Source organism: Streptomyces sp. RKAG290, assembly GCF_023701695.1.
In the GTDB taxonomy this organism is placed as follows: Bacteria; Actinomycetota; Actinomycetes; order Streptomycetales; family Streptomycetaceae; genus Streptomyces.
Genome location: NZ_JAJOZC010000001.1, coordinates 1319414 through 1344073 on the forward strand (window position 1 = coordinate 1319414; position 24660 = coordinate 1344073).

Annotated in this window: 17 protein-coding genes and 1 pseudogene; 5 read left to right on the forward strand and 13 right to left on the reverse strand. The window is 70.0% G+C overall.

Annotation, left to right across the window (positions count from 1 at the left end):
* Nucleotides 1-67: 67 nt before the first annotated feature.
* From LNW71_RS05670 to LNW71_RS05695, 6 genes are all read right to left on the reverse strand, one after another.
* The gene (locus LNW71_RS05670) at nucleotides 68-682 is read right to left on the reverse strand and encodes a hypothetical protein (RefSeq protein ID WP_250967236.1); all 615 of its coding nucleotides are present in this window, start codon (nucleotides 680-682) and stop codon (nucleotides 68-70) included.
* Between the two features lie 60 nt (nucleotides 683-742).
* Nucleotides 743-1453, reverse strand: coding sequence for a ribonuclease HII (locus tag LNW71_RS05675; protein WP_250967237.1), 711 nt, complete (start codon nucleotides 1451-1453; stop codon nucleotides 743-745).
* A 536-nt stretch (nucleotides 1454-1989) separates the two neighbouring features.
* On the reverse strand, nucleotides 1990-3825 hold the full coding sequence (locus LNW71_RS05680) for a DUF4153 domain-containing protein (RefSeq protein ID WP_250967238.1): 1836 nt from the start codon (nucleotides 3823-3825) through the stop codon (nucleotides 1990-1992).
* Between the two features lie 384 nt (nucleotides 3826-4209).
* Nucleotides 4210-5106, reverse strand: coding sequence for an ADP-ribosylglycohydrolase family protein (locus LNW71_RS05685; RefSeq protein ID WP_250967239.1), 897 nt, complete (start codon nucleotides 5104-5106; stop codon nucleotides 4210-4212).
* Between the two features lie 10 nt (nucleotides 5107-5116).
* Nucleotides 5117-5776, reverse strand: a complete 660-nt coding sequence (locus LNW71_RS05690; RefSeq protein ID WP_250967240.1) for a histidine phosphatase family protein — start codon at nucleotides 5774-5776, stop codon at nucleotides 5117-5119.
* Between the two features lie 95 nt (nucleotides 5777-5871).
* Nucleotides 5872-6477 (reverse strand): YdbC family protein, encoded by a 606-nt coding sequence (locus tag LNW71_RS05695; protein WP_250967241.1) that lies wholly within the window; start codon nucleotides 6475-6477, stop codon nucleotides 5872-5874.
* 91 nt (nucleotides 6478-6568) lie between these two features.
* Between LNW71_RS05695 and LNW71_RS05700 the strand changes: the two genes are divergently transcribed.
* Both LNW71_RS05700 and LNW71_RS05705 read left to right on the forward strand, forming a co-directional pair.
* Entirely contained in the window at nucleotides 6569-7525 is a 957-nt protein-coding gene (locus LNW71_RS05700; RefSeq protein WP_250967242.1) for a DUF1152 domain-containing protein, read from the forward strand.
* 150 nt (nucleotides 7526-7675) lie between these two features.
* Nucleotides 7676-8212: a TerD family protein gene (locus LNW71_RS05705; RefSeq protein WP_250967243.1), complete on the forward strand. Its 537-nt coding sequence runs from the start codon at nucleotides 7676-7678 to the stop codon at nucleotides 8210-8212.
* 109 nt (nucleotides 8213-8321) lie between these two features.
* On the opposite strand, the gene LNW71_RS05710 is transcribed toward LNW71_RS05705, so the two are convergent.
* The gene (locus tag LNW71_RS05710) at nucleotides 8322-11228 is read right to left on the reverse strand and encodes a vitamin B12-dependent ribonucleotide reductase (RefSeq protein ID WP_250967244.1); all 2907 of its coding nucleotides are present in this window, start codon (nucleotides 11226-11228) and stop codon (nucleotides 8322-8324) included.
* 158 nt (nucleotides 11229-11386) lie between these two features.
* Nucleotides 11387-11899 carry a transcriptional regulator NrdR gene (gene nrdR, locus LNW71_RS05715; RefSeq protein ID WP_250967245.1) on the reverse strand — a complete coding sequence of 171 codons (513 nt, stop codon included), beginning with the start codon at nucleotides 11897-11899 and terminating at the stop codon, nucleotides 11387-11389.
* A gap of 521 nt (nucleotides 11900-12420) precedes the next feature.
* Between nrdR and lexA the strand changes: the two genes are divergently transcribed.
* Nucleotides 12421-13215, forward strand: coding sequence for a transcriptional repressor LexA (gene lexA, locus LNW71_RS05720; protein WP_123462787.1), 795 nt, complete (start codon nucleotides 12421-12423; stop codon nucleotides 13213-13215).
* Between the two features lie 80 nt (nucleotides 13216-13295).
* On the opposite strand, the gene LNW71_RS05725 is transcribed toward lexA, so the two are convergent.
* From LNW71_RS05725 to LNW71_RS05745, 5 genes and pseudogenes are all read right to left on the reverse strand, one after another.
* Nucleotides 13296-15266, reverse strand: coding sequence for an ATP-dependent DNA helicase (locus LNW71_RS05725; RefSeq protein WP_250967246.1), 1971 nt, complete (start codon nucleotides 15264-15266; stop codon nucleotides 13296-13298).
* Nucleotides 15267-15316: 50 nt separating this feature from the next.
* A complete protein-coding gene (locus LNW71_RS05730; protein ID WP_250967247.1) occupies nucleotides 15317-17284 on the reverse strand; it encodes an IucA/IucC family siderophore biosynthesis protein in 1968 nt (655 codons plus the stop codon).
* Between the two features lie 60 nt (nucleotides 17285-17344).
* The gene (locus LNW71_RS05735; protein WP_250967248.1) at nucleotides 17345-18070 is read right to left on the reverse strand and encodes a GNAT family N-acetyltransferase; all 726 of its coding nucleotides are present in this window, start codon (nucleotides 18068-18070) and stop codon (nucleotides 17345-17347) included.
* 94 nt (nucleotides 18071-18164) lie between these two features.
* A pseudogene (locus LNW71_RS05740) lies at nucleotides 18165-20146 on the reverse strand (IucA/IucC family siderophore biosynthesis protein).
* Nucleotides 20085-21464: a diaminobutyrate--2-oxoglutarate transaminase family protein gene (locus LNW71_RS05745; protein WP_250967249.1), complete on the reverse strand. Its 1380-nt coding sequence runs from the start codon at nucleotides 21462-21464 to the stop codon at nucleotides 20085-20087. Before LNW71_RS05745 ends, LNW71_RS05740 begins: the two are co-directional and overlap by 62 nt.
* A gap of 458 nt (nucleotides 21465-21922) precedes the next feature.
* Here LNW71_RS05745 and LNW71_RS05750 point away from each other — a divergent pair, with 458 nt between their 5' ends.
* Together LNW71_RS05750 and LNW71_RS05755 are read left to right on the forward strand one after the other, a co-directional pair.
* On the forward strand, nucleotides 21923-23086 hold the full coding sequence (locus tag LNW71_RS05750; RefSeq protein ID WP_250967250.1) for a hypothetical protein: 1164 nt from the start codon (nucleotides 21923-21925) through the stop codon (nucleotides 23084-23086).
* 333 nt (nucleotides 23087-23419) lie between these two features.
* Nucleotides 23420-24592: a hypothetical protein gene (locus tag LNW71_RS05755; RefSeq protein WP_250967251.1), complete on the forward strand. Its 1173-nt coding sequence runs from the start codon at nucleotides 23420-23422 to the stop codon at nucleotides 24590-24592.
* Nucleotides 24593-24660: the final 68 nt, after the last annotated feature.

Sequence of the window (24660 nt, forward strand, 5' to 3'; positions counted from 1 at the left end):
AGGCCCGGTCGTGGGCCCGGCCGCCCTTGCGGGCAGCCGGGTCACCACAGGCCTGCGTGCGGTGCGGTCAGACTCCCGCGCCGAGAACCGCGTTGACGGGCTGCGGGTCACCGCAGACGATCAGCAGGGCTCCGGCGCGCTGCTGCGCGGCGGACAGGGCGCGCGTGGCGGCGCCGTCGACGACTCCGTTCACCGCGACGATCACCACCGGCCGGGGCTTCAGCCGGTCCGCGGCTGCGGCGCCGGCGAAGAACACGTCGTCGCCGGCCTCGTGTTGGGCCCAGTAGGCGGCCTCACCGAAGGACAGCTCGTGCGTCGCCCACGGATGCTGCTCGCCCGTGGTGAGCACCAGGATGTCGCCGGGTGCCCGGCCGGAATCGAGCAGCAGGTCGACCGCCTCGTCGGCGGCGGCGAGCGCGCCGTCGGGCGAGGCAGGGATCAGCTGGAGCTGCTGCGCGGAACGATTCTCCGGCGGTGCGGCCTGGGGCCGGCCGGAGGTGGGGTGCGGGCGCGGCGCCGGGGGCGCGGGCCTCGCCGGGCCGGGACCCGGGCGACCGGGGCGCGGCGTGGCCGCTGAACGCGGACCGGGTACAGGACGAGGGGTCGACGCGGTGCGGCCGGTGGCCGACGTGACGCGGGGACCCTGGGCGCTCTCGTGAATCTGAGGCTCCTCGGGGGACATGGGTGATTGTCTATCAAACGCCGATGCAGAAGGCATCAGCGGGTGGGTACATATGTGCGATCAAAAGTCGAAGCCGAGCTGGCCCCCGCTTTCCAGTGCGGCCGCCTCGGCGGAGAAGCGGACCTTCTTGAGGTGCTGCCACCTGGGCAGCCCGTCGAGGTAGGACCACGAGAGGCGGTGGTGGGCCGTGGGCCCCCGTTCCTCGAGCGCGGCCCTGTGCACGGGTGACGGATAACCGGCGTTGGCACCGAACGCGAAGTCCCCGTACTCGCCGGATTCCGCGCCGAGTTCGGCCATCATCGCGTCCCTGCGGACCTTGGCGATCACTGAGGCGGCCGCAACCGCGATGCAGGACTGGTCGCCCTTGATGACGGTACGTACCTGCCAGGGCCGGCCCAGGTAGTCGTGCTTGCCGTCCAGGATCACCACGTCGGGCCGCACCGGCAGCGCCTCCAGGGCACGAACGGCTGCGAGCCGGAGCGCGGCTGTCATCCCGAGCTCGTCGATCTCCTGCGGCGAGGCGTCGCCGAGACCGTAGGCGGTGACCCAGCGCTCCAGCAGCGGCGCCAGTTCCGCGCGGCGCTTGGGGCTGATCAGCTTGGAGTCGGTGAGTCCTGCGGGCGGGTTACGGAGACCGGTGACGGCGGCGCACACGGTGACCGGTCCCGCCCACGCTCCGCGTCCGACCTCGTCGACACCTGCGACGGTCTTGGCACCGGTGGTGGCGCGCAGTGAGCGCTCGACGGTGTGCGTGGGTGGTTCGTACGGCATGGCGCCAGCAAGCGTACGCCGATGAGGACGCCGGCAACACCCCGGGTCGGATGTCAGCCGGCGCCGCCTCAAACCGCGCCCCGGACGACTCACGACACCGCCGCCAGGAGAGGCCTGCAGGGGCGCCCTCCCGGGACTGGCCGACCGACCCCGGAGCGTTGCGAGCGCTGCCGGGGTCGCCAATGTGTGACGCCGAGCGTACGGGGAGTAGCTGCGCCTCACCTGCGGCTGTGGGGAGTTGGCGGTGGCAGGGCCTGAAGATGAGGCCCACGGCATGGAGCCTGTCCGACCCTGATCGCCCGCCACGGCGCCCGCCCCGCTGGGGCGCAACGGCCTGGGGCCCGTCCGGCCCTGATCCGGCGGACGGGCCCCAGGGACCGCCCCTGAAGGGACGGCGGCAGCCGCAGGCCGCCGGATCGGCCCACACGGCTCGGGACCGGTCCGGTACGGGCCGAACGGATCCTGTACGGGGCCTGCCGGATCAGTCCTGTAAGGGGCCTGCCGGATCAGTACGGATTCCGTACAGGCCGCACGGATCAGTACGGGTCGTACGGGTCGTACGTGTCGCCCCCGTCGCCGTCCCGTTCGCTCCCCCCGCCCTCGGATCCCAGCCCCTGGCAGTTCCGCACCCGAACACCGGGATCCCAGTCGCCGAGGATGTCCCTGGCCCGCGCCTCACCCCAACTCGTCGCGTACCAAGGGGTGTGCGAGCTTCGCAGCGTCCGCTGGATCTCATCGAGAGCACAGGAACGCAGCGGCTCCGGCAAGGTGTCCAGCGCCGGCACCGCATCGGCCGAGAGGCCACGGAGGTAGTCGATGTCGATCGAGTGATCACTGCGATAGCGCTGGACGTTCTGTTCCGCGATCAGACCGTCCGGCGAGATCAGCCCGAAGGCCAGCACACCGACGGCAGCACTCGCCGCAACGGCACGGGGAAGCATCCTGGCGCCGAGCACCCCGGCCGCCATGATCAACACCAGGACCACGCCCAGCCACAGCTCCATCGCCGCCACCGAGATCCGCAGCCGGGTCAGACCGTACGCATCGACGTACAGATCCATGCGCCGCAGCGCGGAGGCGACGACGACGAGAGTGAGCAGGCACAGCGTGCCGAGAACACCTCGCACGAGCGTGCGGTCACGCGCTCCGCCGCGAGGAGCCCAGCGCAGCGCGAGCGCGATGACCAGCAGCGTGAGCAGAGTGGCCCAGAGCAGCTGCCAGAAGCCCTCGCGGGCGTACTGGGCGTAGCTGAGATCGGTCTCGGCCATCACCCTGTCGTATCCACCGAGCAGCACGGTGAGCTGAATGGCGAGGAAGACGGCGAAGAGCAGGTTCAGGAAGATCAGCGGCAGCGCCCACTCCAGCCGCCCGCGGGGCCTGCCCGGACGTACGGTCACGTCGTCCCAGCGCACCGGCGCCGCGGCGGTGTACGCGGCCGCGAGCGCACCGACGAGGCCGATCGCGGCGAGGAACAGCCGCCATGGGCCCTCGCCCAGCGACACATCGGGGATCAGACTGCCGAGCACATCGGCAAAGGCGGCGTCGGCACTCGCGAAGAGTGCTCCGAACACGATGAGCAGCACGACCGCCACGGCGGTGGTCCGCAGCACGACGCCCCACCGGCCGCGGGAGCCCGCCATCCGGTCCCGGACACCGTGGGCGGCCCAGCCGAGCGAGCGGGCGACGGACGTGAACAGCCCTGCCGAGCCGAGGAACATCCCGAGCCAGTTCCGGCTGCCGTGCAGCGCGAGCGAGCCCAGCGCCACCGCGGACACGACGGCGAGGAAGGTCGGCCAGCCGGCGTCCCGGAGTGCCGGGATGCCGAGGAGGGCCAGACCACCGGCCGCCCAGACGGCTGTCCACGGGCGCAGTCGGCGACCGGCCGCCCGGGCGGCGAAGTACGCCGCGAGTGCCGCGGGAACCGCCACGACGAGCAGGTTCGGGCCGATCCCGTCACCGAGCAGGAGGGCGCTGAGCACCGCGGTCGCCAGCACGGACCAGAGAGTGGCACCGTCGATGGTCCCCGGTTCGGCAGGACGGAGCCGTGAGAGTACCGGCGGTGTCTGCTTGGTGTGGCCCCATGGGGCGGGTGGCTGCTGCGGCCGCACCTGCTGCGCGTAGAGCGGCATCTTCGGAGGCTCCGGCAGTGCGTCGCGCCTCCCCGGTGCCGTCTGCTCCGGCGGCGCGTCGCGCTTCGCCGGGTCCGTCTGCTCCGGCGGTGCGGCGCGCTTCCCCGGCTCGGGCCGTGCGTCACCCTCCCCCGCTTCCCCCGGCTCGGGCGATGCGTCGCGCTCTCCCGGTGCCGTCGGCTCCGGCGCGGTGGTCCGCGCGGGCACCTGCATCGGCTCGGGCGCCTTGCCCCGGTCGGGCATCTGCGCGGTTCCGGACGGCGCGGGCTGCGGTGACGTCGGGAGCGGCTCGGACGCCTGAGGCGCCCCGCCCGTCGACGGATCGGGTGTGCCCGGTTGCGGTGATGTTCCGGCCGGCCCGGTCGTCCCCGGCGGATCCGCCGCCCCGGACGGGCTCTCGGGCCGGGGTGCTTCTGAGCTGTGATCTGACATGGGACCCCTCCCCACCGAGGTCCGCTCACGCGAGCCCTGGGCAGCGCGCGGCCCCCCGGCGTCTCATTCGGTGCGCACCCGTCGTAATGATCACCGAGGGCGGCGTGGCCGAAAGAGTAACCCCGCGTTACGGCCGTCGGCCGAAGGGGGAAGCGCTGTGGCAGTACCGTGACAGTTCGGTGCCGCGCGCCGCTCCTACCGCGTCAGCCAGCCGGGCAGGGCCTCGGTCTGCGCCGTCCAGTCCGCCGGCGGCGCACCCGCCGCGCCTGCCGCGACCACCCCGCCGACGATCGCGCAGGTCGTGTCGACGTCTCCGCCCGCCTGTGCCGTGACCCAGAAGGCCTGCTCGAAATCGCCGAGGCTGCGCGCCGCGGACCACAGGGCGAACGGGACGGTGTCGTGCGCGCTGGTACGGCGGCCGTTGCCGAGGACCGCGGCGACCGTGCCGGCGTCCTGGTAGTCGAGCATGTCGCGGGCCCTGCGCAGCCCGGCGCCGACCGCGCTGCGCGGCACGAGCGCGATGACGCCGTCCAGGAGCTCCGTCGGCTTCGGGGGGCCGGAGGGCGAGGCCGCGAGCGAGGCCGCTGCCGCCACGGCCATCGCGCCCACGACGGCTTCCCGGTGCTGGTGGGTGGTGTACGAGGAGATCTCGGCCTGGTGCGTGGCCTGCTCGGGGTCGTCCGCGTACCAGGCACCGAGCGGTGCGATGCGCATCGACGAGCCGTTGCCCCACGAGCCCTGGCCCTTGAACAGTGCGGATGCCAGCTCCCGCCAGTCCCCGCCCTCCCGGACCAGCCTGAGCAGGCGGTTCACGGCCGGGCCGTATCCCCGGTCGAAGTCGTGGTGCACCGCGAAGGAGCCGGCGAGCGCGTCCTGGTCGATGCGGCCGTGCTCGCGGAGCACGGCCAGGACCGAACAGGCCATTTCGGTGTCGTCGGTCCACTGCCAGGGCCCTGGGGGCAGGCCCCGGTCCTTCAGGAGCGGATAGTTGGCGGGCACAAAGAACTGGGAACCCAGGGCGTCTCCCACGGAGAGGCCGCGCAGGCTGGCAAGGGCGCGTTCGAAGCGCTGGTCGGAAGCCGTTTCGGTCATCGCTTCCACTCTATCCGGTGATGCCGTACGGCTCAGGTGTGCGCCAGCGCTCGAAGGGCCGGTCAAGGGTGTAGCGCCCGTCCTTGCCGAGCACCAGCGTCCGGGACTCCCCGTTGCCGGGATTCGACAGCGATTCGAATTCCGCCACGGACCAGTGGAACCAGCGCATGCAGAACAGCCGCATGGTCAGTCCGTGGGTGACCAGCAGGACGTTCGGCGGGTGGTCCGGGGCCTCGAAGCTCCGGTACAGGCTTTCCAGGAACGATCCGACCCGGTCGTACACGTCCGCACCGGACTCGCCCTGCGCGAAGCGGTAGAAGAAGTGCCCGTAAGCGTCCCGGTACGCCTTCTGCAGCCTGACGTCGTCCCTTTCCTGCCAGTTCCCCCAGTCCTGCTCGCGCAGCCGCGGCTCCTCCCGCACCCGCACGCAGTCGAGGTCCAGACCGAAGGAGCTGAACGTCTCGTGCGTACGGCGATAGGGCGAGACGTACACGCTGACCTGCTCCCCGTCGAAGAGCTCACGCAGCCGCACCCCGGCCTCGCGGGCCTGCCGCAGGCCTGTGGGGGTGAGCCTCAGCGCGTGGTCGGGCTCGCGCTCGTACACCGTGTCATCGGCATTGCCCTCGGACTCGCCGTGCCGGACGAGGACAATGCGTTGCGGTCGTGCCATGTAACGACCCTAGATCGAGTCGCTCCGGTTCGAGCAATTGTCCGGAACCCGGGCAGGCGCATGTCGCGGGTGCAACGCGGCGCAGTCCCCGCTGCTCACACCGTCCACGACGGTTCGAGCTGCACGACGTCGCCGGTGAGCGCCGCCACGTCGTCCTCGGTCTGCGCCCGCTGCGAGAGCCGTTCGACGCTGCCCGCCCGGTACTTGCCGTGTTCGGCGCTCGACTGCCACATCGAGAAGACCAGGAACTCATGGCCCGGCGCCTCTGCGAACACCCCGCGCAGCATCCCGGGTGATCCGGCCATCGCCGGGTTCCACACCCTCTGCTGCATCAGCGCGAAGTGTTCGACCCGGTCCTCGTGCACCGTGCTGTGGGCCACCCTGAGCACGTCCGCGTCGGTGAACCGGGGCTCGAAGCCGGTCTTCACATCGAAGCGGTAGTCGAACAGCTTGACCTGGATGTCGTTGCACGTACCGGACTGCGCGGCGGCAAGCGCGTCGTGCCCGCGTGCCATGAACGAGTCGTAGAAGACCCGGTTCTCCCAGAACGCGAAGACATGGGCCACCTCAGGCCGGCCACGGCTCCAGCCACCGCCCTGCCCCCGGAAGCCCGGCTCACCCAGCAGCCCCGCCCACTTCCGCTGCCCATGCTCAAAACCTCGACGGTCCACCACATTGCAGCGAATCCACTTGACCAGCACCGCTCCATCGTACGGGTGCCGGACGTGGCGCGGGTCACGCTCCGGTGGAGTGGACCGAACCGGGGCCCCGCCCTGTCGCAGAATGATCAACATGACATCGCTGTACGCCAATCCGCTGTTCGACCGCCTCGAATCCGCGGAGCGGATCCTCATCTCCGGTGCGGGCGGCGGCTTCGACATCTACGCCGGTCTCCCCCTCGCGCTGGCCCTCCTGCACCGGAACAAGCAGGTGCAGCTCGCCAACCTGTCGTTCAGCGCCCTCGAGGGGCTCCCCCTCGATTCCTGGCTCGCGCCCGACCTCGCCGTCATCACGCCCGAAACGTCCCTCCACCAGTCGTACTTCCCGGAGCGGACCCTCGCCCAGTGGCTCGCCCTGCACGGCTACCCGAGCACCGTCCACGCCCTGGCCCGGACGGGCGTACAGCCCCTGCGGGCCGCCTACCGTGCGCTGATCGAGCGGTACGACATCGACGCGGTCGTTCTCGTCGACGGCGGCACCGACATCCTGATGCGCGGCGACGAGTCCGGCCTCGGCACTCCGGAGGAGGACCTGACCAGCGTCGCGGCGCTCGCCGCGCTCGACGTACCGGAGCGTCTGGTGGTCTCCATCGGCTTCGGCGTCGACGCGTACCACGGTGTCAGTCACGGACTCGTACTGGAGAACATCGCCGCGCTCGACCGCGACGGCGCCTACCTCGGGGCGTTCTCCGTGTCGCGCGAGGCGCGCGAGGGCGCGCTCTTCCTCGACGCCGTGGCGCACGCGCAGGAGAACACCCCCGACCATCCGAGCATCGTCAACGGGTCAATCGCCGCGGCGGTCCGGGGAGAGTTCGGGGATGTCCGGTTCACCTCGCGGACCCGCGACAGCGAACTCTTCATCAACCCCCTGATGTCGCTGTACTTCGCCTTCGAGCTGGAGGGGCTGGCCCGTAACTGCCTCTACCTCGACCGCATCGAGCACACCCACCTCATACGTCAGGTCAGCAGCGCGATCGAGGCCTTCCGGGACGAGATCCGGCAGCGCCCGCCGCGGCGGATACCGCATTGAGACACCTCCGGGCCCTATTGAGACACCCCCGGGCGCTCGCGTGGCCCGATTCCGCCACCCGCGGCCAAGCCGGTTGGTTCCACGGACAGTTACGGACATGATCGGGTGATAGAACCGGAGCGGCGGCTCCGCGCGAAGGAGGGAAGTCCGATGAGTACTCCCAACAAGGACATCGAGAAGGTCGAGGTCCGGCTCAAGTGGGACCCCAGTTCTCAGGGCGAGCCCCCCAACGACCTCGACATCATCGCGGCGACCTATCCGGCCGATGAGCCGTACGGCGACCCCGCGTATCTCGTGCACTTCGACAGCCGCGCTCCCGACGGCACGATCACCCTCAACCGCGACAGCCGGACCGGCCAGGGCCTGGGCTACGACGAGGTGATGACACTGGAGCTGGACCGGATCTCGGAGTCGTACAGCCGGGTCGTGGTCGGTGTGGCCATTCAGCAGCGCGACGGCCACAAGACCTTCGCCGCGATAGAGAACACCGGGGTGCAGGTCCGCGAGGGGTACCTCAACCTGGCCGAGAGCGACTTCTCGGCCGTCGGCGCCGCGACGGCTGCCGTCGTCGCCGAGTTCGTCCGGGACGCGTCGGGCGTCTGGCGCTTCCACGACGCGGTACGGGGCTTCGACGGCGACGCCGACTCGTTCGCCGCGACGATGGGGAGCCGCCCGTCCGGAAGGTGAGGCTCCGGACACGCGAGAGGGGCGTCAGCGCGAGGCTGACGCCCCTCTCAACAGGGACTACTTGCCGGATGAGCGTTCACCGGGTGTTGCGCCCGGATTCCGCCCGGTGTCAGCTGCAGCCGCTGGTCGAGCCGCAGCCCTCGCAGATGTAGCAGGATCCGGCGCGCTGCATCTTCGTACCGCAGGAGAAGCAGAGCGGGGCGTCCGCGCTGATGCCCAGCTGCATCTCGACGAGCTCCGCCGAGGTGTGCGCCGTCTTCGGGGCCGGGGTACCGGCCTCCTCCTGCACGGGGGCGACCGCCTTCAGCGGCTCCGGCCGCACGGGGGCGGACTGGGCCAGGCTGTCGATGTCCAGCTCGTCGTCCTCCAGCGAGGCCTCGTACGAACCGGTGTCGAGGTGGCGCTGACGCTCCTCGGCCGAGTGGATGCCGAGTGCCGAGCGGGTCTCGAACGGCAGGAAGTCGAGCGCCAGGCGACGGAAGATGTAGTCGACGATCGACTGCGCCATCCGCACGTCCGGGTCGTCCGTCATACCGGCCGGCTCGAAGCGCATGTTGGTGAACTTGGAGACGTACGTCTCCAGCGGCACGCCGTACTGCAGACCGACCGAGACGGCGATGGAGAAGGCGTCCATCATGCCCGCGAGGGTGGAACCCTGCTTGGACATCTTCAGGAAGACCTCGCCGAGACCGTCGTCCGGGTAGGAGTTGGCCGTCATGTAACCCTCGGCACCGCCCACCGTGAAGGAGGTCGTGATGCCGGGGCGGCCCTTGGGCAGACGCTTGCGGACCGGGCGGTACTCGATGACCTTCTCGACCGCGGTACGGATGGTGTCCTCGGCCTTGGCGGTGACCGCCGTCTTCTCCTTCTCCTTGGTCTTCGCGGAGAGGGGCTGGCCGACCTTGCAGTTGTCGCGGTAGATCGCGAGCGCCTTGACGCCCAGCTTCCATGCCTCGAAGTAGACCTCTTCGACGTCCTCGACGGTGGCCGTCTCCGGCAGGTTCACCGTCTTGGAGAGCGCGCCGGAGATCCACGGCTGGATGGCCGCCATCATGCGGACGTGGCCCATCGCGGAGATGGAACGCTCACCCATCGCGCAGTCGAAGACCTCGTAGTGCTCGGGCTTCAGACCGGGGGCGTCGATCACGTTGCCGTTCTCGGCGATGTGGGCGACGACCGCCTCGATCTGCTCCTCCTGGTAGCCCATGCGGCGCAGGGCCTGCGGAACGGTGCCGTTGACGATCTGCATCGAGCCGCCGCCGACCAGCTTCTTGAACTTGACCAGGGCGAGGTCGGGCTCCAGGCCGGTCGTGTCGCAGGACATCGCCAGACCGATGGTGCCGGTCGGTGCGATGACCGAGGCCTGCGCGTTACGGAAACCGTTCTTCGCGCCCAGGCGGATGACGTCCTGCCAGGCCTCCGTGGCGGCGGCCCAGATCTGGTTGTCGAGGTCGTCCCCGTGCACGGCCACCGCGTTGGCGTCGGAGTGCTGCTTCATGACGCGCTGGTGCGGCTCGGCGTTGCGGGCGTACCCGTCGTACGGACCGACGACCGCCGCGAGCTCCGCCGAGCGACGGTAGGAGGTGCCGGTCATCAGCGAGGTGATGGCGCCGGCGAGCGCGCGGCCGCCGTCGCTGTCGTACGCGTGACCGGTCGCCATCAGCAGGGCGCCGAGGTTGGCGTAGCCGATGCCCAGCTGGCGGAAGGCGCGGGTGTTCTCACCGATCTTCTCGGTGGGGAAGTCCGCGAAGCAGATGGAGATGTCCATCGCGGTGATGACCAGCTCGACGACCTTGGCGAAGCGCTCGGACTCGAAGGACTGGTTGCCCAGGCCGTCGTCCTTGAGGAACTTCATCAGGTTCAGCGAGGCGAGGTTGCACGAGGTGTTGTCCAGGTGCATGTACTCGCTGCACGGGTTCGAGCCGTTGATCCGGCCGGACTCCGGGCAGGTGTGCCAGGCGTTGATGGTGTCGTCGTACTGGATGCCCGGGTCGGCGCAGGCCCAGGCGGCCTCGGCCATCTTGCGGAAGAGGGACTTGGCCTCGACCTCTTCGATGACGTCGCCGGTCATCCGGGCGCGCAGCCCGAACTTCCCGCCGGACTCGACGGCCTTCATGAACTCGTCGTTCACGCGGACCGAGTTGTTGGCGTTCTGGTACTGGACGGACGTGATGTCGTCGCCGCCCAGGTCCATGTCGAAGCCCGCGTCCCGCAGGGCGCGGATCTTCTCCTCCTCCTTCACCTTGGTCTCGATGAAGTTCTCGATGTCGGGGTGGTCGACGTCGAGAATGACCATCTTGGCCGCACGGCGGGTGGCGCCACCGGACTTGATCGTTCCGGCGGACGCGTCGGCGCCACGCATGAAGGAGACCGGGCCGGAGGCGTTTCCACCGGAGGAGAGCAGCTCCTTGGAGGAGCGGATACGGGAGAGGTTCAGGCCGGCGCCCGAGCCGCCCTTGAAGATCATCCCCTCTTCCTTGTACCAGTCGAGGATCGACTCCATGGAGTCGTCGACGGCCAGGATGAAGCAGGCCGAGACCTGCTGCGGCTGGGGCGTGCCGACGTTGAACCAGACCGGCGAGTTGAAGCTGAAGATCTGGTGCAGGAGGGCGTACGCCAGCTCGTGCTCGAAGATCTCCGCATCCGCGGGGGACGTGAAGTAGTCGAAGTCCTCCCCGGCCTTCCGGTACGTCTTCACGATCCGGTCGATGAGCTGTCGCAGACCGGTCTCCCGCTGCGGGGTGCCTACGGCACCGCGGAAGTACTTGCTGGTGACGATGTTGACCGCGTTCACCGACCAGAAGTCGGGGAACTCGACGCCACGCTGCTCGAAGTTGATCGAGCCGTCGCGCCAGTTGGTCATGACGACGTCACGGCGCTCCCACGCCACCTCGTCGTACGGATGCACGCCTGGGGTGGTGTGGATGCGCTCGATACGCAGGCCCTGCTTGGTCGCAGTCGACTTGGTTCCCTTGCTGCGGGAACCTCGTGCCGGGCCGCTCGCCGTCTCTGTCATGCCGCCTCCCATATGTGGGCAAAAACGCCCTGAAGTGCCGAGAACTTCCCCGGCACAGTCTGTGTCTGGTACTTCGGACGCCGCGCAGGGCATCCGGAGCAGGTCTTTGTGCCGCCCGGTCGCCGGTCCACGGACCAGTGGCGAGCGGCCGGCGCCGCTCAGTCGGCGGCGACGGCGGGAACGGGGACCTCCAGGGTCTCGCCGGTCCCGCATTCCTGTACTGGAGGCTGCCGCTCGCGGAGTTCCACGATGGCGGCCTCGAAATCTTCGAGGCTGTTGAACGCCCGGTACACGGACGCGAACCGCAGGTAAGCGACCTGGTCGAGTTCCTGCAGGGGGCCGAGAATGGCCAGACCCACGTCGTGAGTGGTCAGCTCGGCGCTTCCGGTGGCACGCACCGCCTCCTCGACCCGCTGGCCGAGCTTGGCGAGGGCGTCCTCGGTGACCGGCCGTCCCTGGCACGCCTTGCGCACGCCGGAGATGACCTTGGTGCGGCTGAAGGGCTCGGTGACGCCGCTGCGCTTCACGACCATGAGCGAGCAGGTCTCCACCGTCGTGAAACGGCGGGAGCAGTCGGGGCACTGGCGACGCCGGCGGATCGACGTTCCGTCGTCGGTGGTGCGACTGTCGACGACCCTGCTGTCGGGGTGCCTGCAGAAGGGGCAGTGCATGGCTCCCAACCCTCCCTCACAGCGCGACTGAATGGCCTCATCAGGCCCGGTGAGGGGCCGTCGAAGCAGTCTCAAGCATAGGCGATGACCGCACCCCCGAAGGACGGGGACCACAACTTCTGGGCGGCTGGAACAATCCAACCACTAGATCTTGGGTTTGGTCGGGCATTTGGCCCTGGCGCGTGTCGCGCACCACGGGCGGCCGGAAGGCAGCGTACGACCGAGCAAGAGGGTACGGGAAGCGCGGGGCGCCACCGATTGCGGGTCGGCGGTCGCGGGAGTGTGGACGAGGCCGGTGCGACGACCCCGCGCGTCGGCCCCGCGGGCGCGAACGCTACCGTAATGGTCCGAATCGCCGTTCGCCCCAAGGGCGGGCGGCACGCCTCCCGGCTTCGCTCATACACCCAGTAGTGAACACTCAGCAGACTTTTATTCGTTTTTCACTCGAACGTGTGTTTGGCGCAACCTTTCGAAAGCTACTACCGTTGTGCAGCTAGGGAGACCATTCGAGAGGGGCCGACGTGACCACCACCGCAGACAGTGCCATCATCACTGCCCAGGACCGCTCCCAGAGCCGACTCGAGCCGGTGCATGCCATGAATGACTCAGTCACGAACACGGAGGGGCCGGAGCCCGCGCGCCCAGCGCGCTCGCTGCCCGGACGACCTCCTGGAATCCGGGCGGACAGCTCGGGGCTCACGGACCGGCAGCGGCGAGTGATCGAGGTCATCCGGGACTCCGTGCAACGGCGGGGATACCCCCCGTCGATGCGGGAGATCGGTCAGGCGGTGGGCCTTTCCAGTACGTCCTCCGTCGCACATCAGCTGATGGCCCTGGAGCGCAAGGGTTTCCTGCGCCGCGACCCCCACCGCCCCCGGGCGTACGAGGTGCGCGGTTCGGACCAGCCCAGCACGCAGCCCACGGACACCACGGGGAAGCCTGCGGCGTCGTATGTACCGCTGGTCGGCCGGATCGCGGCCGGTGGTCCGATCCTCGCCGAGGAATCGGTCGAGGACGTCTTTCCGCTGCCCCGCCAGTTGGTCGGTGACGGAGAGCTCTTCGTGCTGAAGGTCGTCGGTGACTCGATGATCGAGGCGGCCATCTGTGACGGCGACTGGGTCACCGTACGACGCCAGCCCGTGGCGGAGAACGGCGACATCGTGGCCGCGATGCTGGAGGGCGAGGCCACGGTCAAGCGCTTCAAGCGGGAGGACGGTCACGTGTGGCTGCTCCCCCACAACTCCGCGTACCAGCCGATCCCCGGCGACGAGGCGACGATCCTCGGCAAGGTCGTGGCGGTGCTGCGGCGGGTGTGAAATCCGCCTGCTTCGACGGGGCCCCGGGATCAGCTGTACCGATCCCGGGGCCCCGTCGTGTGGCCCTGCCCCGTACGGAACTACTTCTCCTCGGCCTTCGCGGCCGCATCGATCGCCGCGAGCGAGCGCCGGGCCTGACTGCCGTCGGTCGTGTACCAGAAGTCGGGGAGCGAGGCCCGCAGATAGCTGCCGTACCGGGCGTTCGCGAGGCGGGGGTCGAGCACCGCGACGACCCCCTTGTCCCCCGTGGCCCGGACGAGCCGGCCGGCACCCTGCGCCATCAGGAGCGCGGCGTGCGTGGCCGCGACTGCCATGAAGCCGTTGCCCCCCGCTTCTTCGACGGCCTTCTGGCGCGCGCTCATCAGCGGGTCGTCGGGCCTGGGGAACGGAATCCGGTCCATGACCACCAGCTGGCAGCTCGCCCCGGGGACGTCGACACCCTGCCAGAGCGAGAGCGTGCCGAAGAGACAGGTCTCCGGTGAGGCCGCGAAATTCTTGATCAGCTCCCCCAGGGTCTCCTCACCCTGGAGCAGGATCGGCCTGTCCAGCCGGCCCCGCAGCTCCTCGGCGGCAGCCTGTGCCGCCCGCATGGAGGAGAAGAGCCCGAGGGTACGCCCGCCGGCGGCCTCCACCAGCTCGGAGAGCTCGTCCATCATGTCCGTGCGCGAGCCCTCCCGGCCCGGTGTCGCCAGGTGCCGGGCGACGTACAGGATGCCCTGCTTCGGGTAGTCGAAGGGCGAGCCGACGTCGAGCCCCTTCCACTGCGGGACGTCGTCGCCGGCAGTGCCTTCGGGTGCGAGCCCGAGCGAAGCGCCGACTCCGTTGAAGTCTCCGCCGAGCTTCAGCGTGGCCGAGGTGAGGACGACGGAGCGGTCGGCGAAGAGCTTCTCCCGGAGCAGTCCAGACACGGAGAGCGGGGCGACCCGCACGGAGGCGCCGAAGCGGTCGTGGCGTTCGTACCAGACGACGTCGTACTCGGACCCCTGCGTGATGCGTTCGGCGACGCCATGGATCGACTCCACCGCGGCCAGTGCCTGCTTCCGGACGGCGTCCTCGTCCTGGACGGACTTGTCCCGGGTGGAACCGAGCGCGGAGATCACCGTACGCGCGGCATCCCGCAGCGCCATCAGCGCGTATCCCAGGTCCTCCGGCACCTCCTCCAGGCGGCCGGGCAGCGCAAGCTCCATGACCCGCTCGAAACCCTCCGACGCACTCTGCAAGGCGTCGGCGGCCTTCTCGTTGACCAGCTTCGCCGCACGCCGCACGGCCCGGTTGACCTGGCCGGGGGTGAGCTCGCCCGTGGCCACGCCGGTGACCCTGGAGACCAGCTCATGGGCCTCGTCGACGACCAGCACCTCGTGCTGCGGGAGCACGGGGGCTCCCTCGATGGCGTCGATCGCGAGAAGCGCGTGGTTGGTGACCACGACATCGGCGAGCTTCGCCCGCTCACGGGCCTGCTCGGCGAAGCACTCCGCCCCGTACGCGCACTTGCTGGCGCCCAGGCACTCGCGCGAGGACACGGAGATCTGGGCCCAGGCCCGGTCGGAGACGCCGGGAGTGAGGTCGTCCCGGTCGCCGGTCTCGGTCTCGTCCGACCAGTCCCGCATCCGCAGGAGGTCCTGGCCGAGCTTGCTCGACGGGGCCGCGGCCTCGAACTGGTCGAAGAGCCCGTCTTCCTCCTCCTGCGGCACCCCTTCATGGAGGCGGTGAAGGCAGAGGTAGTTCGACCGGCCCTTGAGCATCGCGAACTGGGGGCGGCGCCGCAGCAGCGGATGCAGGGCGTCGACCGTACGCGGAAGGTCCCGCTCCACCAGCTGGCGCTGCAGGGCCAGCGTGGCCGTGGCCACCACGACACGCTCGCCGTGTGCCAGGGCCGGCACCAGATAGCCGAGCGACTTGCCCGTTCCGGTGCCGGCCTGGACGAGCAGGTGGGAATGGTCGTCCACGGCCTCGGCGACCGCGTCGGCCATGGCGGCCTGGCCGGGCCGCTCCGTACCGCCGACGGCGGTCACGGCGGCGTGCAGGAGCTCGGGGAGGGATGGCTTCGTCATAGCGCGACCAGCCTAATGGGCGTCACTGACAACGGCGATCACTCCCGGCCTCACGCGGAGGGGTGGAGCGGGTTGGGCACCGTGCCGTGGACCGCCGCGTGCGGGCGCTCGGGTCGGTCACGGTAGCCGTCCAGGTGCAGGCGGTTGCGGTTGAGACAGAGGCGTTCGATGCGCGGCTTCAGCATGTCGAACATCTCGAACCTGTCCTTCAGCTCCGGGAAGCGGGCGTGGTGGCGCAGGATCTCCGCCCGGACGAGTGACCAGAATTCGGCCTCCGGGACACCCAGCTGCTCCTCGCAGAGCGGGGACAGAAAGCGGAAGACTCCGGTGAACAGTCCGGAGTGGATGAACTGGGTGAGGAAGGCGGGCTCCTCGGTGAGCAGGATGCGGCGTACGTCCTGCGGCATGGTGTCGTGCTCCGGCAGCGGCCGGGCGCTGATGTTCACGTCGTCCACGAAGTCCTTGATCGCCAGGCGGACGGGAACGTCCTGATCGTCGAAGACGACGATGGCGTTCTCGCCGTGCGGCGAGAACACGGTGCCGTAGCGGTAGAGGAAGTGCAGCAGCGGCGGGAGCAGTGCGGCGAAGAGACGGGTGAGCCACACGGCGGGGGGCAGCCCCGACCGGCTCACCAGCTCGGCGGTGAAGGCACGGCCCTGGGGATCGGTGAGCAGCAGTGAGGCGAGGGTCCGGGCACGCTCACCGGGTGCGAGCCGCGGCAGGAGCGGCTCGCGCCAGATCGCGCCGAGGATCTCCTTGAACTGGTACGGCGTCTCGGGGAGGTGGTCGTACAGCGGGTGCTCGACCGTGACCGAGGCCACCTCTCCGAGCAGGATGACGCCACAGGTGTCCCGCAGGAAGGGATCGCTGTCGCGCAGCCCCTGGACCCAGCCGGTGACGGCGGGCGCGGCGAGCGTGCGTTCCGTCGGGAGACCGCGCCAGACCAGTGTGTTGAGGATCGACAGGGGCAGTTTGACGGTGTGCCGGTCGGGCCGCTCAAGGTTGGCGAAGGTACGGATGGACTGCTGCGGCAGTCGCAGGTCCGGGTCGGCGTGCAGCGGAACGATCTCACCCGCGGCGATGGCCGGGGCGAACAGGGGAACGATCCATTCATCCCACTGCCAGGGGTGGACGGGCAGACAGAAGTAGCTGTCGGGGTCGAGACCGCGGGCGCGAAGGGCAGCGGCGAAGGACTCGCGGACGGCGGGGTCGAGCTCCTGGGCATAGAGCTGATCGGCCGTGGCGAGCGAGCTCACGCCCCGGTAGGCGGCGAGTTGGGAGGAGACCGCGATCCACGGCAGCCTGACCGGCCTGCGGGCTTCGGGGGTGAAGCGGGACGCGTCGGTGGCGGAGAAGCCGAGCCGCCCTTTGTTGGCGACGATCCAGGGGTGGCCGGTCTGGTGTCCTTCGAGTTCCGCGTAGCCGAGGTCGGCCAGCTCGGTGACGGTGAGCGCGCTGTGGTCGAGGCGGGCGTCGGCGGTGAGCGTGGTGGTGAGTTCGCGGACGAGGTGGCCGAGGGTGGCGCCGTCGATCCCGAGAAGGCGGCGGGCTCGGGCGAGGAACAGCAGCGGATCTCCGAAGGGGGTGCCTGCGGGGACCGGGTCCGGGGACGGCTCGGCGCGAACGGCGCGGTCGGCGAATGGTTCCGCTCCGGCGGTGGGTGCGGGTGCTTCGGCCTGGGACGCCGCGGGCGCTTCGGACTGGGTCGCCGGGGGTGCGTCCGCCTCGGTCTCCGCGGTGCTCGCCTCGCGGATCGAGTCGGGGGCGACGCGCCAACTGCCGTACACCCCGCGCCCTGCCCTGAAGATCAGGCTTCCGCCGTCGTCCAGTACGAGGGTGTACGTATCGGCCTCGGCAGCTCGCGGTACCGGCTGGATGACTTCCTCGTAGGCGAATTCGCCGAGCATCTTCGCAAGCATCCGAGCGGCGGCTCGGTCCCACACCGCCCGGTTCAGTTCTGGAGTGCTGAGCAGCTCGGGCGACTCCGCTGAATCATGGCTCACAGGATATTGGGGCACGGGGACTCCTCGGGATGGAACCGATGGGGTTCGAGCGGTGTAGGCAATGCAGCAGATCGTTCACAGCTGGGCACGGTGGGCTCGGTCGCGGATCATCAGCGCGGCCTGCTTGTCCGGGAGTTCGACCTCCGCGGACAAGCGGAATCCGGCGCTCAGGAAAGCGGAGACGGAGGGGGTGTTGCACAGGTGCGGTTCAGCGACGACGCGGGTGCAGAGGGGGCGGTTGTCGAGTACGAGGTCGGAGACGGCCCGGAGCAGACCGGTGCCGACTCCGTGGCCGCGGTTGTTCACCTCACCGATGAGGAGGTGGATTCCGGTGTCGTGCGGGCGGGAGGGATAGTGGCGGGCCAGCGGATCGAGGTCGGCGCGGTAGATCTCCCAGTAGCTCATGGGGACTCCTGACAGCACCCCCAGACAGGGGACGCTGCGTCCGTCGCCGTCGAGCTGAGGGATCAGATGCTCCGCTGTGACGGTGTCGTCCCCGGCGAGTTCCCAGAACGCGGCGACGGCAGGGTCGTTCATCCAGCGGCTGATCACCGCGAGATCGCGCTCCAGCCGCACGGGCACGAGCTGGAACACTCCGGCCGGTGTGGTGACAGGCTTCCATTCGGCCGGCCGGTCGAGCAGTTCGGAGGCTGCCGTGCCACCCCCGGCTTCGGGTGTGTCCTCCTCCAGAAGGGCGAGGAGTTCATCGGTGAGCCGAAGATCCAGTGTGTCCTCGGCGCCCGTACCGGCCTGGGGAGCAGGGCCGGTTGCGGGGTCGGTGTGTGCATCGGCGGGAGGCACGGTGACGCTCTCCTCTCTCAGCAATTCGGACGACGGGGTTTCTCCGGGCACACCACTTCAGGCACACCGCTTCAGGCACACGACGAGGGCTGCCTCACACGCACAGGGGGTTGGCGATGGAGACGTAGACGGACTGGGTGTCGACGGGGCCGACGAGTTCGTCGAGGCCGTGCAGCCGGGTCAGCATGTTGGCCTTGCAGCGCAGGTGCGGGGTCTCCAGCAGATGTGCGGGCAGCGGGGATCCCAGCCCGGTGACCGAGCCCAGGAAGCGGCGGAATGCGGCAAGGAGCACCTGTTCGTCGGCGAGCTGCTGGGCACCGAACGCTCCGATCAGTCCGAACACGTTGTTGATGCCGAGGTAGTACGCGAAGCGCTCGTCGGTGACGGCATCGGAGACGAAGGTGTCGCTGACCGATCCGATGCCGGGGAGCCTGCCCGCCAGTGCCTCGCGGTGGGACTCCCGGAAGTAGTAGCCCTGATTGTCGCGGTAGCGGCCGCCGACAGGCCATCCCTCCGCGTCGAGCATCACCAGCGTGTTCTGTTGATGTGCTTCGAGAGCGACCCCGGCGTGTGCGTCGAGCCAGAGCACCGGGTGGACGACGCGGTCGAGGTAGCGCAGGAACCACTCGGCGGCCACGGCGGTCGTGGTCCGGCCGGTGCGGGCGGCCAGGCGGCAGACGATGTCTGCCAGCCGCGAGTGCATGCCTGCCTGGTCCGGCCAGGGGCGCGGGGCGGTGAGCCCGGCGATGCAGACCGCGTCGTCGTGCCGGCCGAACGGGTTGTGGCGCAGCATGACGTCGAAGCCTGGGATGGGCTCGCCGTCCTGGGTGTCCACCGCGAGCCAGGCGGGGTCCCGGACGATGTCGAAACCGGGATGGGTCACGTGCAGGTGCGTGGCGAGTCCGCTGCGCAGCAGCCGGTGTACCTCCACCCCCCGGTGGAGTTCCTTACGGAGGTTCTCACGACGGGAGTTGGTGATGCGCAGGCCGAGGGAGAGCTTCAGCATGGTGTCGACGCCGGGCCGCTGCACGGTGCGCACCGACGAGGTGGGGTGCCAGCGGGCGCCGTAAGGTCCCAGGTCGTGCAGGAGTCCGGCATCGAGCAGCGCGGCCACTTCGGGCCGGTTGCGGAGCTCCCTGGCCTGCCAAGGGTGGAGTGGGATCGGCGCGGTGTGCTCGGGCAGACGCAGACCCTCGGCGTGGCGGGCGACGAGATCCGGCGCGGCCACCGGCCGGCCCTGATCCGTCCATGCGGAGTCGGCTGCCAGGACGGACCGGTCGACGGCCATCCAGTGGAGCGGGAAGGAGCCGTGCAACTCAGGTGAGTACAGCCGGGATTCGGAGTCGGAGAGGCCTTCGCGGCTCTTGGGAGAAGGGTGGAGCGGATGTCCGAGGAGAAGTGACTGTTCCGCGGTGAGGAAGAGATCCGCCTCGGCGTGCGGGGCGGGCCGGCGGCGTTGCCCGTCGATGAATCCGGCAGTTCGCCGTACCGAGTCGGCCACCCGGGCCACCATGTCCGCGCCCTCGTTGTGGTCGGCCTCGCGGCCCAGCAGGACGGCGACGGTGACGGCGTCGGCGGGGGCGCCTCGTCGGGTGCCTGTTCCAGGACGGGCGCTCCGAAGCGGTGCCAGCCCGTGGCGGACCAGTGGCGGACCGGGACGAGCAGAGCGGTGCCGCTCGCGGGGAGCGGGATGCGGAGGTTCTCCCCCTCCGGGCGGGGCAGGCCGCATTCGCGGACCCAGCAGCGCAGCAGGTTCTCGATGCCGGCGGCGTCCGCGGCACGGAGGGGGTCCGGGTGATCCAGGGGGTCGGCGGCCGGTGCCGGGCAGGCGGGCGTGGCGCTGGGCGCGTGCCAATGGCCGTGCGGCACCTCCTTCTGGCGCGGCACGGTCGTCGGCTCGACAGCGAGGTGGCCGGATGTCCCGGCCTCACCTCGGTGGTGGCCGGAGGGAGGGCCGTCGGCCTCGGGCGCGGGGTGGAGTTCACGGCGGTCTTTCCTGTGAGGGTGTCCGGGATCAGCGGATCGACCCGGTCGCGGTCCGTCGGTGCGGTGAGCGCTCCGCGGCTGCCATGGCATCGGCGAGGCGGTCGACGACCGCTGTTGCCTGTTCGTCGGTGAGCGTGAGGGGTGGTAGCAGGCGTACGACCGTGGAGTGGCGGCCGCCGAGTTCGACGATGAGGCCGCGGCGCAGGCACTCCTGCTGGACGGCAACGGCGAGAACCGGGTCCGGTGGTGCCTCGCGCCCCGCGCCCACCGGGGCGGCCTCGGGGTCGACGAGTTCCACGCCGATCATCAGGCCCCGGCCGCGGACGTCCCCGATGCATGGGTGGTCCCCCGCGAGCGCCCGCAGGCTGGCCAGCATCCGGGCGCCGAGGATCCCGGCCCGCTCGTCGAGCCGGTTCTCCCGGACGTGGGCGAGGGTGGCCGTGCCTGCCGCCATCGCGAGCTGGTTGCCGCGGAAGGTGCCGGCGTGGGCCCCGGGTTGCCAGGTGTCGAGTGCGGAGCGGTAGACGATCACGGCGAGCGGGAGGGAGCCGCCGATGGCCTTGGAGAGGACCATCACGTCGGGAACGATCCCGCTGTGCTCGACCGCCCAGAAGGCACCGGTCCGGCCGACGCCGGTCTGGACCTCGTCGGCGATCAGGGGGATGGACCGGGACGCGGTGATCTCCCGCATCCGGCGCATCCAGTCGTCGGGGGCCGGGTTGACCCCTCCCTCGCCCTGTACCGGTTCGAGGATCATTCCGGCCGGTGCGCGTGTCCCGCTCTTGGGATCGTCCAGGACGCTCTCGGTCCACCGTGCGGAGATCTCGGCACCGCGCTCGCCGCCGATCCCGAAGGGGCAGCGGTAGTCCTGCGGGAAGGGGAGTCGGGTCACCCTTACGTCCTCGGCGCCGCCCGATGCCGCGAGGGCGCCTTCCGTCATGCCGTGGTAGGCGCCGGTGAAGGCGAGCAGGCCGCTGCGTCCGGTGGCGGCCCGGACCAGTTTGAACGCCGCCTCGACCGCGTCCGTACCTGCCGGTCCGCAGAACTGGATCCGGGCGTCGTCGGCGAACTCCCGCGGCAGCGTGGCGAACAGCTCCGTGGTGAAGGCGTCCTTGACCGGCGTGGCCAGGTCGAGCACGTGCAGTGGGGCACCCGAGTCGAGGACCTTCTTGATCGCTTCGAGGACGACCGGGTGGTTGTGCCCGAGAGCCAGCGTTCCGGCTCCGGACAGGCAGTCGAGATAGCGCCGCCCGTCCGCGCCCTCGATGGTCAGCCCCCGGGCCCGTACCGGCACGATCGGCAGCGACCGGGCATAGGTGCGGGCGGCCGATTCGCGCATCGCCTGACGTCGCAGGATGCCTTCGTGCGCTTCGGGTGGTGCCGCCGGAGCTGGTTCGGTCACGGCCACGGCTTTTGATCCTCCTGCTGTAACGGTTGCGTTGCACGTCAGCACGATTCCGCAGGGACGCACTGCGGGGGTGAACGCTGTCTCTGTGTCCCCCGTACGTACCAACGACGCCGGACGCAGAGGATCACGGGTAAATCTGAAGATCCTTGCGGAGCGGAACCATGCCCCTGCCGCGCACCGTCCACACCGGCACCGGCATAGTGGGGGACCGCGCCGGGCCTCCGGGACAACTTCCCGGCGGTCGCGGCACCTCCGGAGCGGTCCCGGTACGCCCTCGGGAACACCGGCCGGTGCGCCGCGCAGAAGTGCAGATGTTCAGAAGTGCAGTACAGAGCAGTGCAGAAGTGCAGTACAGAAGCGTTGAGTTACGAAGTCCCAGGGGGATCACCACAGATGCGACTCATTCGACCAGCGTTCACCGCACGCCGCAGGGGGAGCGCTCGCCGCTCCCCTCCCCCGTGCTCGCCACCGCGGCGGTCGCCGCCGTTCTCGCGCTCGGCGCCACTGCCTGCGGGCCGAGCGACGACGGTGCGAGCGCCGAGCCGAGCAGCAGTTCCACGGGCCAGACGTCGGACAACAAGATCACCGTTCCGGATGACCTGAAGGACCGGCTCAAGGAACACGGGATCGACCTCGGCCAGTGGAAGAGCGGCGAGTGGAAGAACTGGGACAGGGACAAGTGGCTGCGTGAGGCAAAGGACTTCATCAACCCGGTCATCGCAGGCCTCTGGGACCCGGACCGGATGCGGGACGCGGACAAGCCGCCCGAGAAGCCCGTCGACAACGACATCTCGGGCGACGAGGGCGTGACCGACCCGACCCCGGCGCCGGTCCAGGCCGTCGGCGTGCGGACGCCGTTCCACGAAAACGCCGCGGAGTCCGGGAAGCTGTTCTTCGACGGCCCCGAGGGCTCCATGGTCTGTTCGGCGACCGTGGTGAAGGACCCGGCACACCCCGGCAAGTCCAACATGGTGTGGACCGCCGGTCACTGTGTCCACGCGGGCAAGAAGGGCGGCTGGTACCGCAACATCGCCTTCGTCCCGTCGTACAACGACAGCGGTCTGTCGACGGACGAGCTCCGCAACGACCCGCCCAAGGAGAAGGTCGCCCCCTACGGCGTGTGGTGGGGCGCATGGGCACAGACCTCCGAGCAGTGGATCGACCAGGGCGCCTCGGTCGGTGGCCTCGGCGCTCCGTACGACTTCGCGGTGCTGCACGTCACGCCGGAGAAGGGCTCGACCGGAAAGTCCCTTGAGGAGACGGTCGGTTCGGCGCTGCCGGTCGAGTTCAACGCCCCGGCCGTGCCCAAGATCGCCGACATGACGGCGACCGGCTTCCCGGCCGCACCGCCGTACGACGGCCAGAAGCTGTTCCAGTGCAAGGACAAGCCGGGCCGGCTCTCGCTCACCAAGGCAGACCCGACGATGTACCGCATCGGCTGCTCCATGACCGGCGGTTCCTCCGGTGGCGGCTGGGTCGCGGCGGGCCAGGACGGCAAGCCCGCGCTGGTCTCGAACACCTCCATCGGCCCGGTGACGGCCGGCTGGCTGGCCGGACCGCGCCTCGGCAAGGAAGCCAAGGGCGTGTACGACTCGGTCAGCAAGAAGTACGCAGGTCAGTAGGGGCGGATCGGCACCCGCCGACGCGCGGGTGCCGACGGGCCAGGGGCAGCTGTGCTGCCGACCGGTCAGGTACGGGGGCCGACCGGTCCGGGGGCTTCGGTGGGCTCAGCGTTCGCCGAAGCCCCCGGCCCGTCCGGACGTCACTCCTGGCCGCGCCATGACCCGCTCCTGGACCGCGGTCCGTAACCCACGGCCGTACGCCGCCCGTTGACAGGAACCCGGTTCCGGTCGTCATAGGGTGGTCCAGCATCATCACCGGCAGCCGTTCCGACCGGCATGCCACATGACACGCTCATGCCATATTTTTTTGAGATTTCAGGGGGAATCTTTTCCATGCGATCCATACGTCCGCTGATAGCCGCCACCGGCCTCGCCGCCGCGCTGGCGCTGACAGCCACGGCCTGCGGTCCGAGTGAGGACCAGGGGGCCGACAAGCCCGCCGCCACCGAAACCGCCAACGGCGGCGGCGCCAAGGGCGGCATGCCCGCCGACCTTGCCGACACGCTGAAGAAGCACGGCGTCGACCCGGACAAGTGGAAGGGGGGCGAGTGGAAGAACTGGGACAAGGACAAGTGGCTGCGTGAGGCCAAGGACTTCGTCAACCCGGTCATCGCCGGGCTGTGGAAGCCCGACCGGATGAAGTCCGCCAAGGACCCGGCCAAGACCATGTCCGCCGGAGACTTCTCCGGCGACCAGGGCGTCACCGACCCCGAGCCGAAGCCGGTCACGGCCGAGCGCGAGAAGACGCCGTACCACGACTACGCGGCCCCGGTCGGCAAGGTGTTCTTCGACTCCCCCGAGGGCCACATGGTCTGCTCGGGCACGGTCGTCAAGGACCCGAAGAACCCGGGCAAGTCCAACCTGGTGTGGACCGCCGGTCACTGTGTCCACGCCGGTTCCAAGGGCGGCTGGTACCGCAACATCGTCTTCGTGCCCGCGTACAACGACAAGGGCAAGGACGCCGCAGCCCTGGAGAACGCACAGGCCCAGGAGATCGCCCCGTACGGCGCCTACTGGGCCGACTGGGCCTCCACGTCCGGCGAGTGGCTGGCCAACGGCGGACCCACCGGCGGCGAAGGCGCCCCGTACGACTACGCGGTCCTGCACGTGAAGCCGGAGAACGGCACGAAGTCCCTCGAGGAGACCGTGGGCAACGCCCTGGCGGTCAACTTCGACGCCCCCGAGGCCAAGCAGATCAGCGCGATGGGCGCCTGGGGCTACCCGGCCGCACCGCCGTACGACGGCCTGATCATGCACAAGTGCGTCGACCGTCCCGGCCGGCTCTCCATCAGCCCCAGCACTCCCACCATGTACCGCATCGGCTGCACCATGACCGGCGGTTCGTCCGGCGGCGGCTGGTTCAGCGAGGGCGACGACGGCAAGCTGGCGCTGGTCTCCAACACCTCGATCGGCCCGGTGACCTCGGGCTGGCTGGCCGGACCCCACCTGGGTGAGGGCGCCGAGCAGATCTTCACGATGATGAGCGACAAGTACGGCAGTCAGTGACAGCCGCACACCACTGACGACCGACGGCCCGCCCCCTGAGGGGGGCGGGCCGTCGGTCCGTGTGGTGC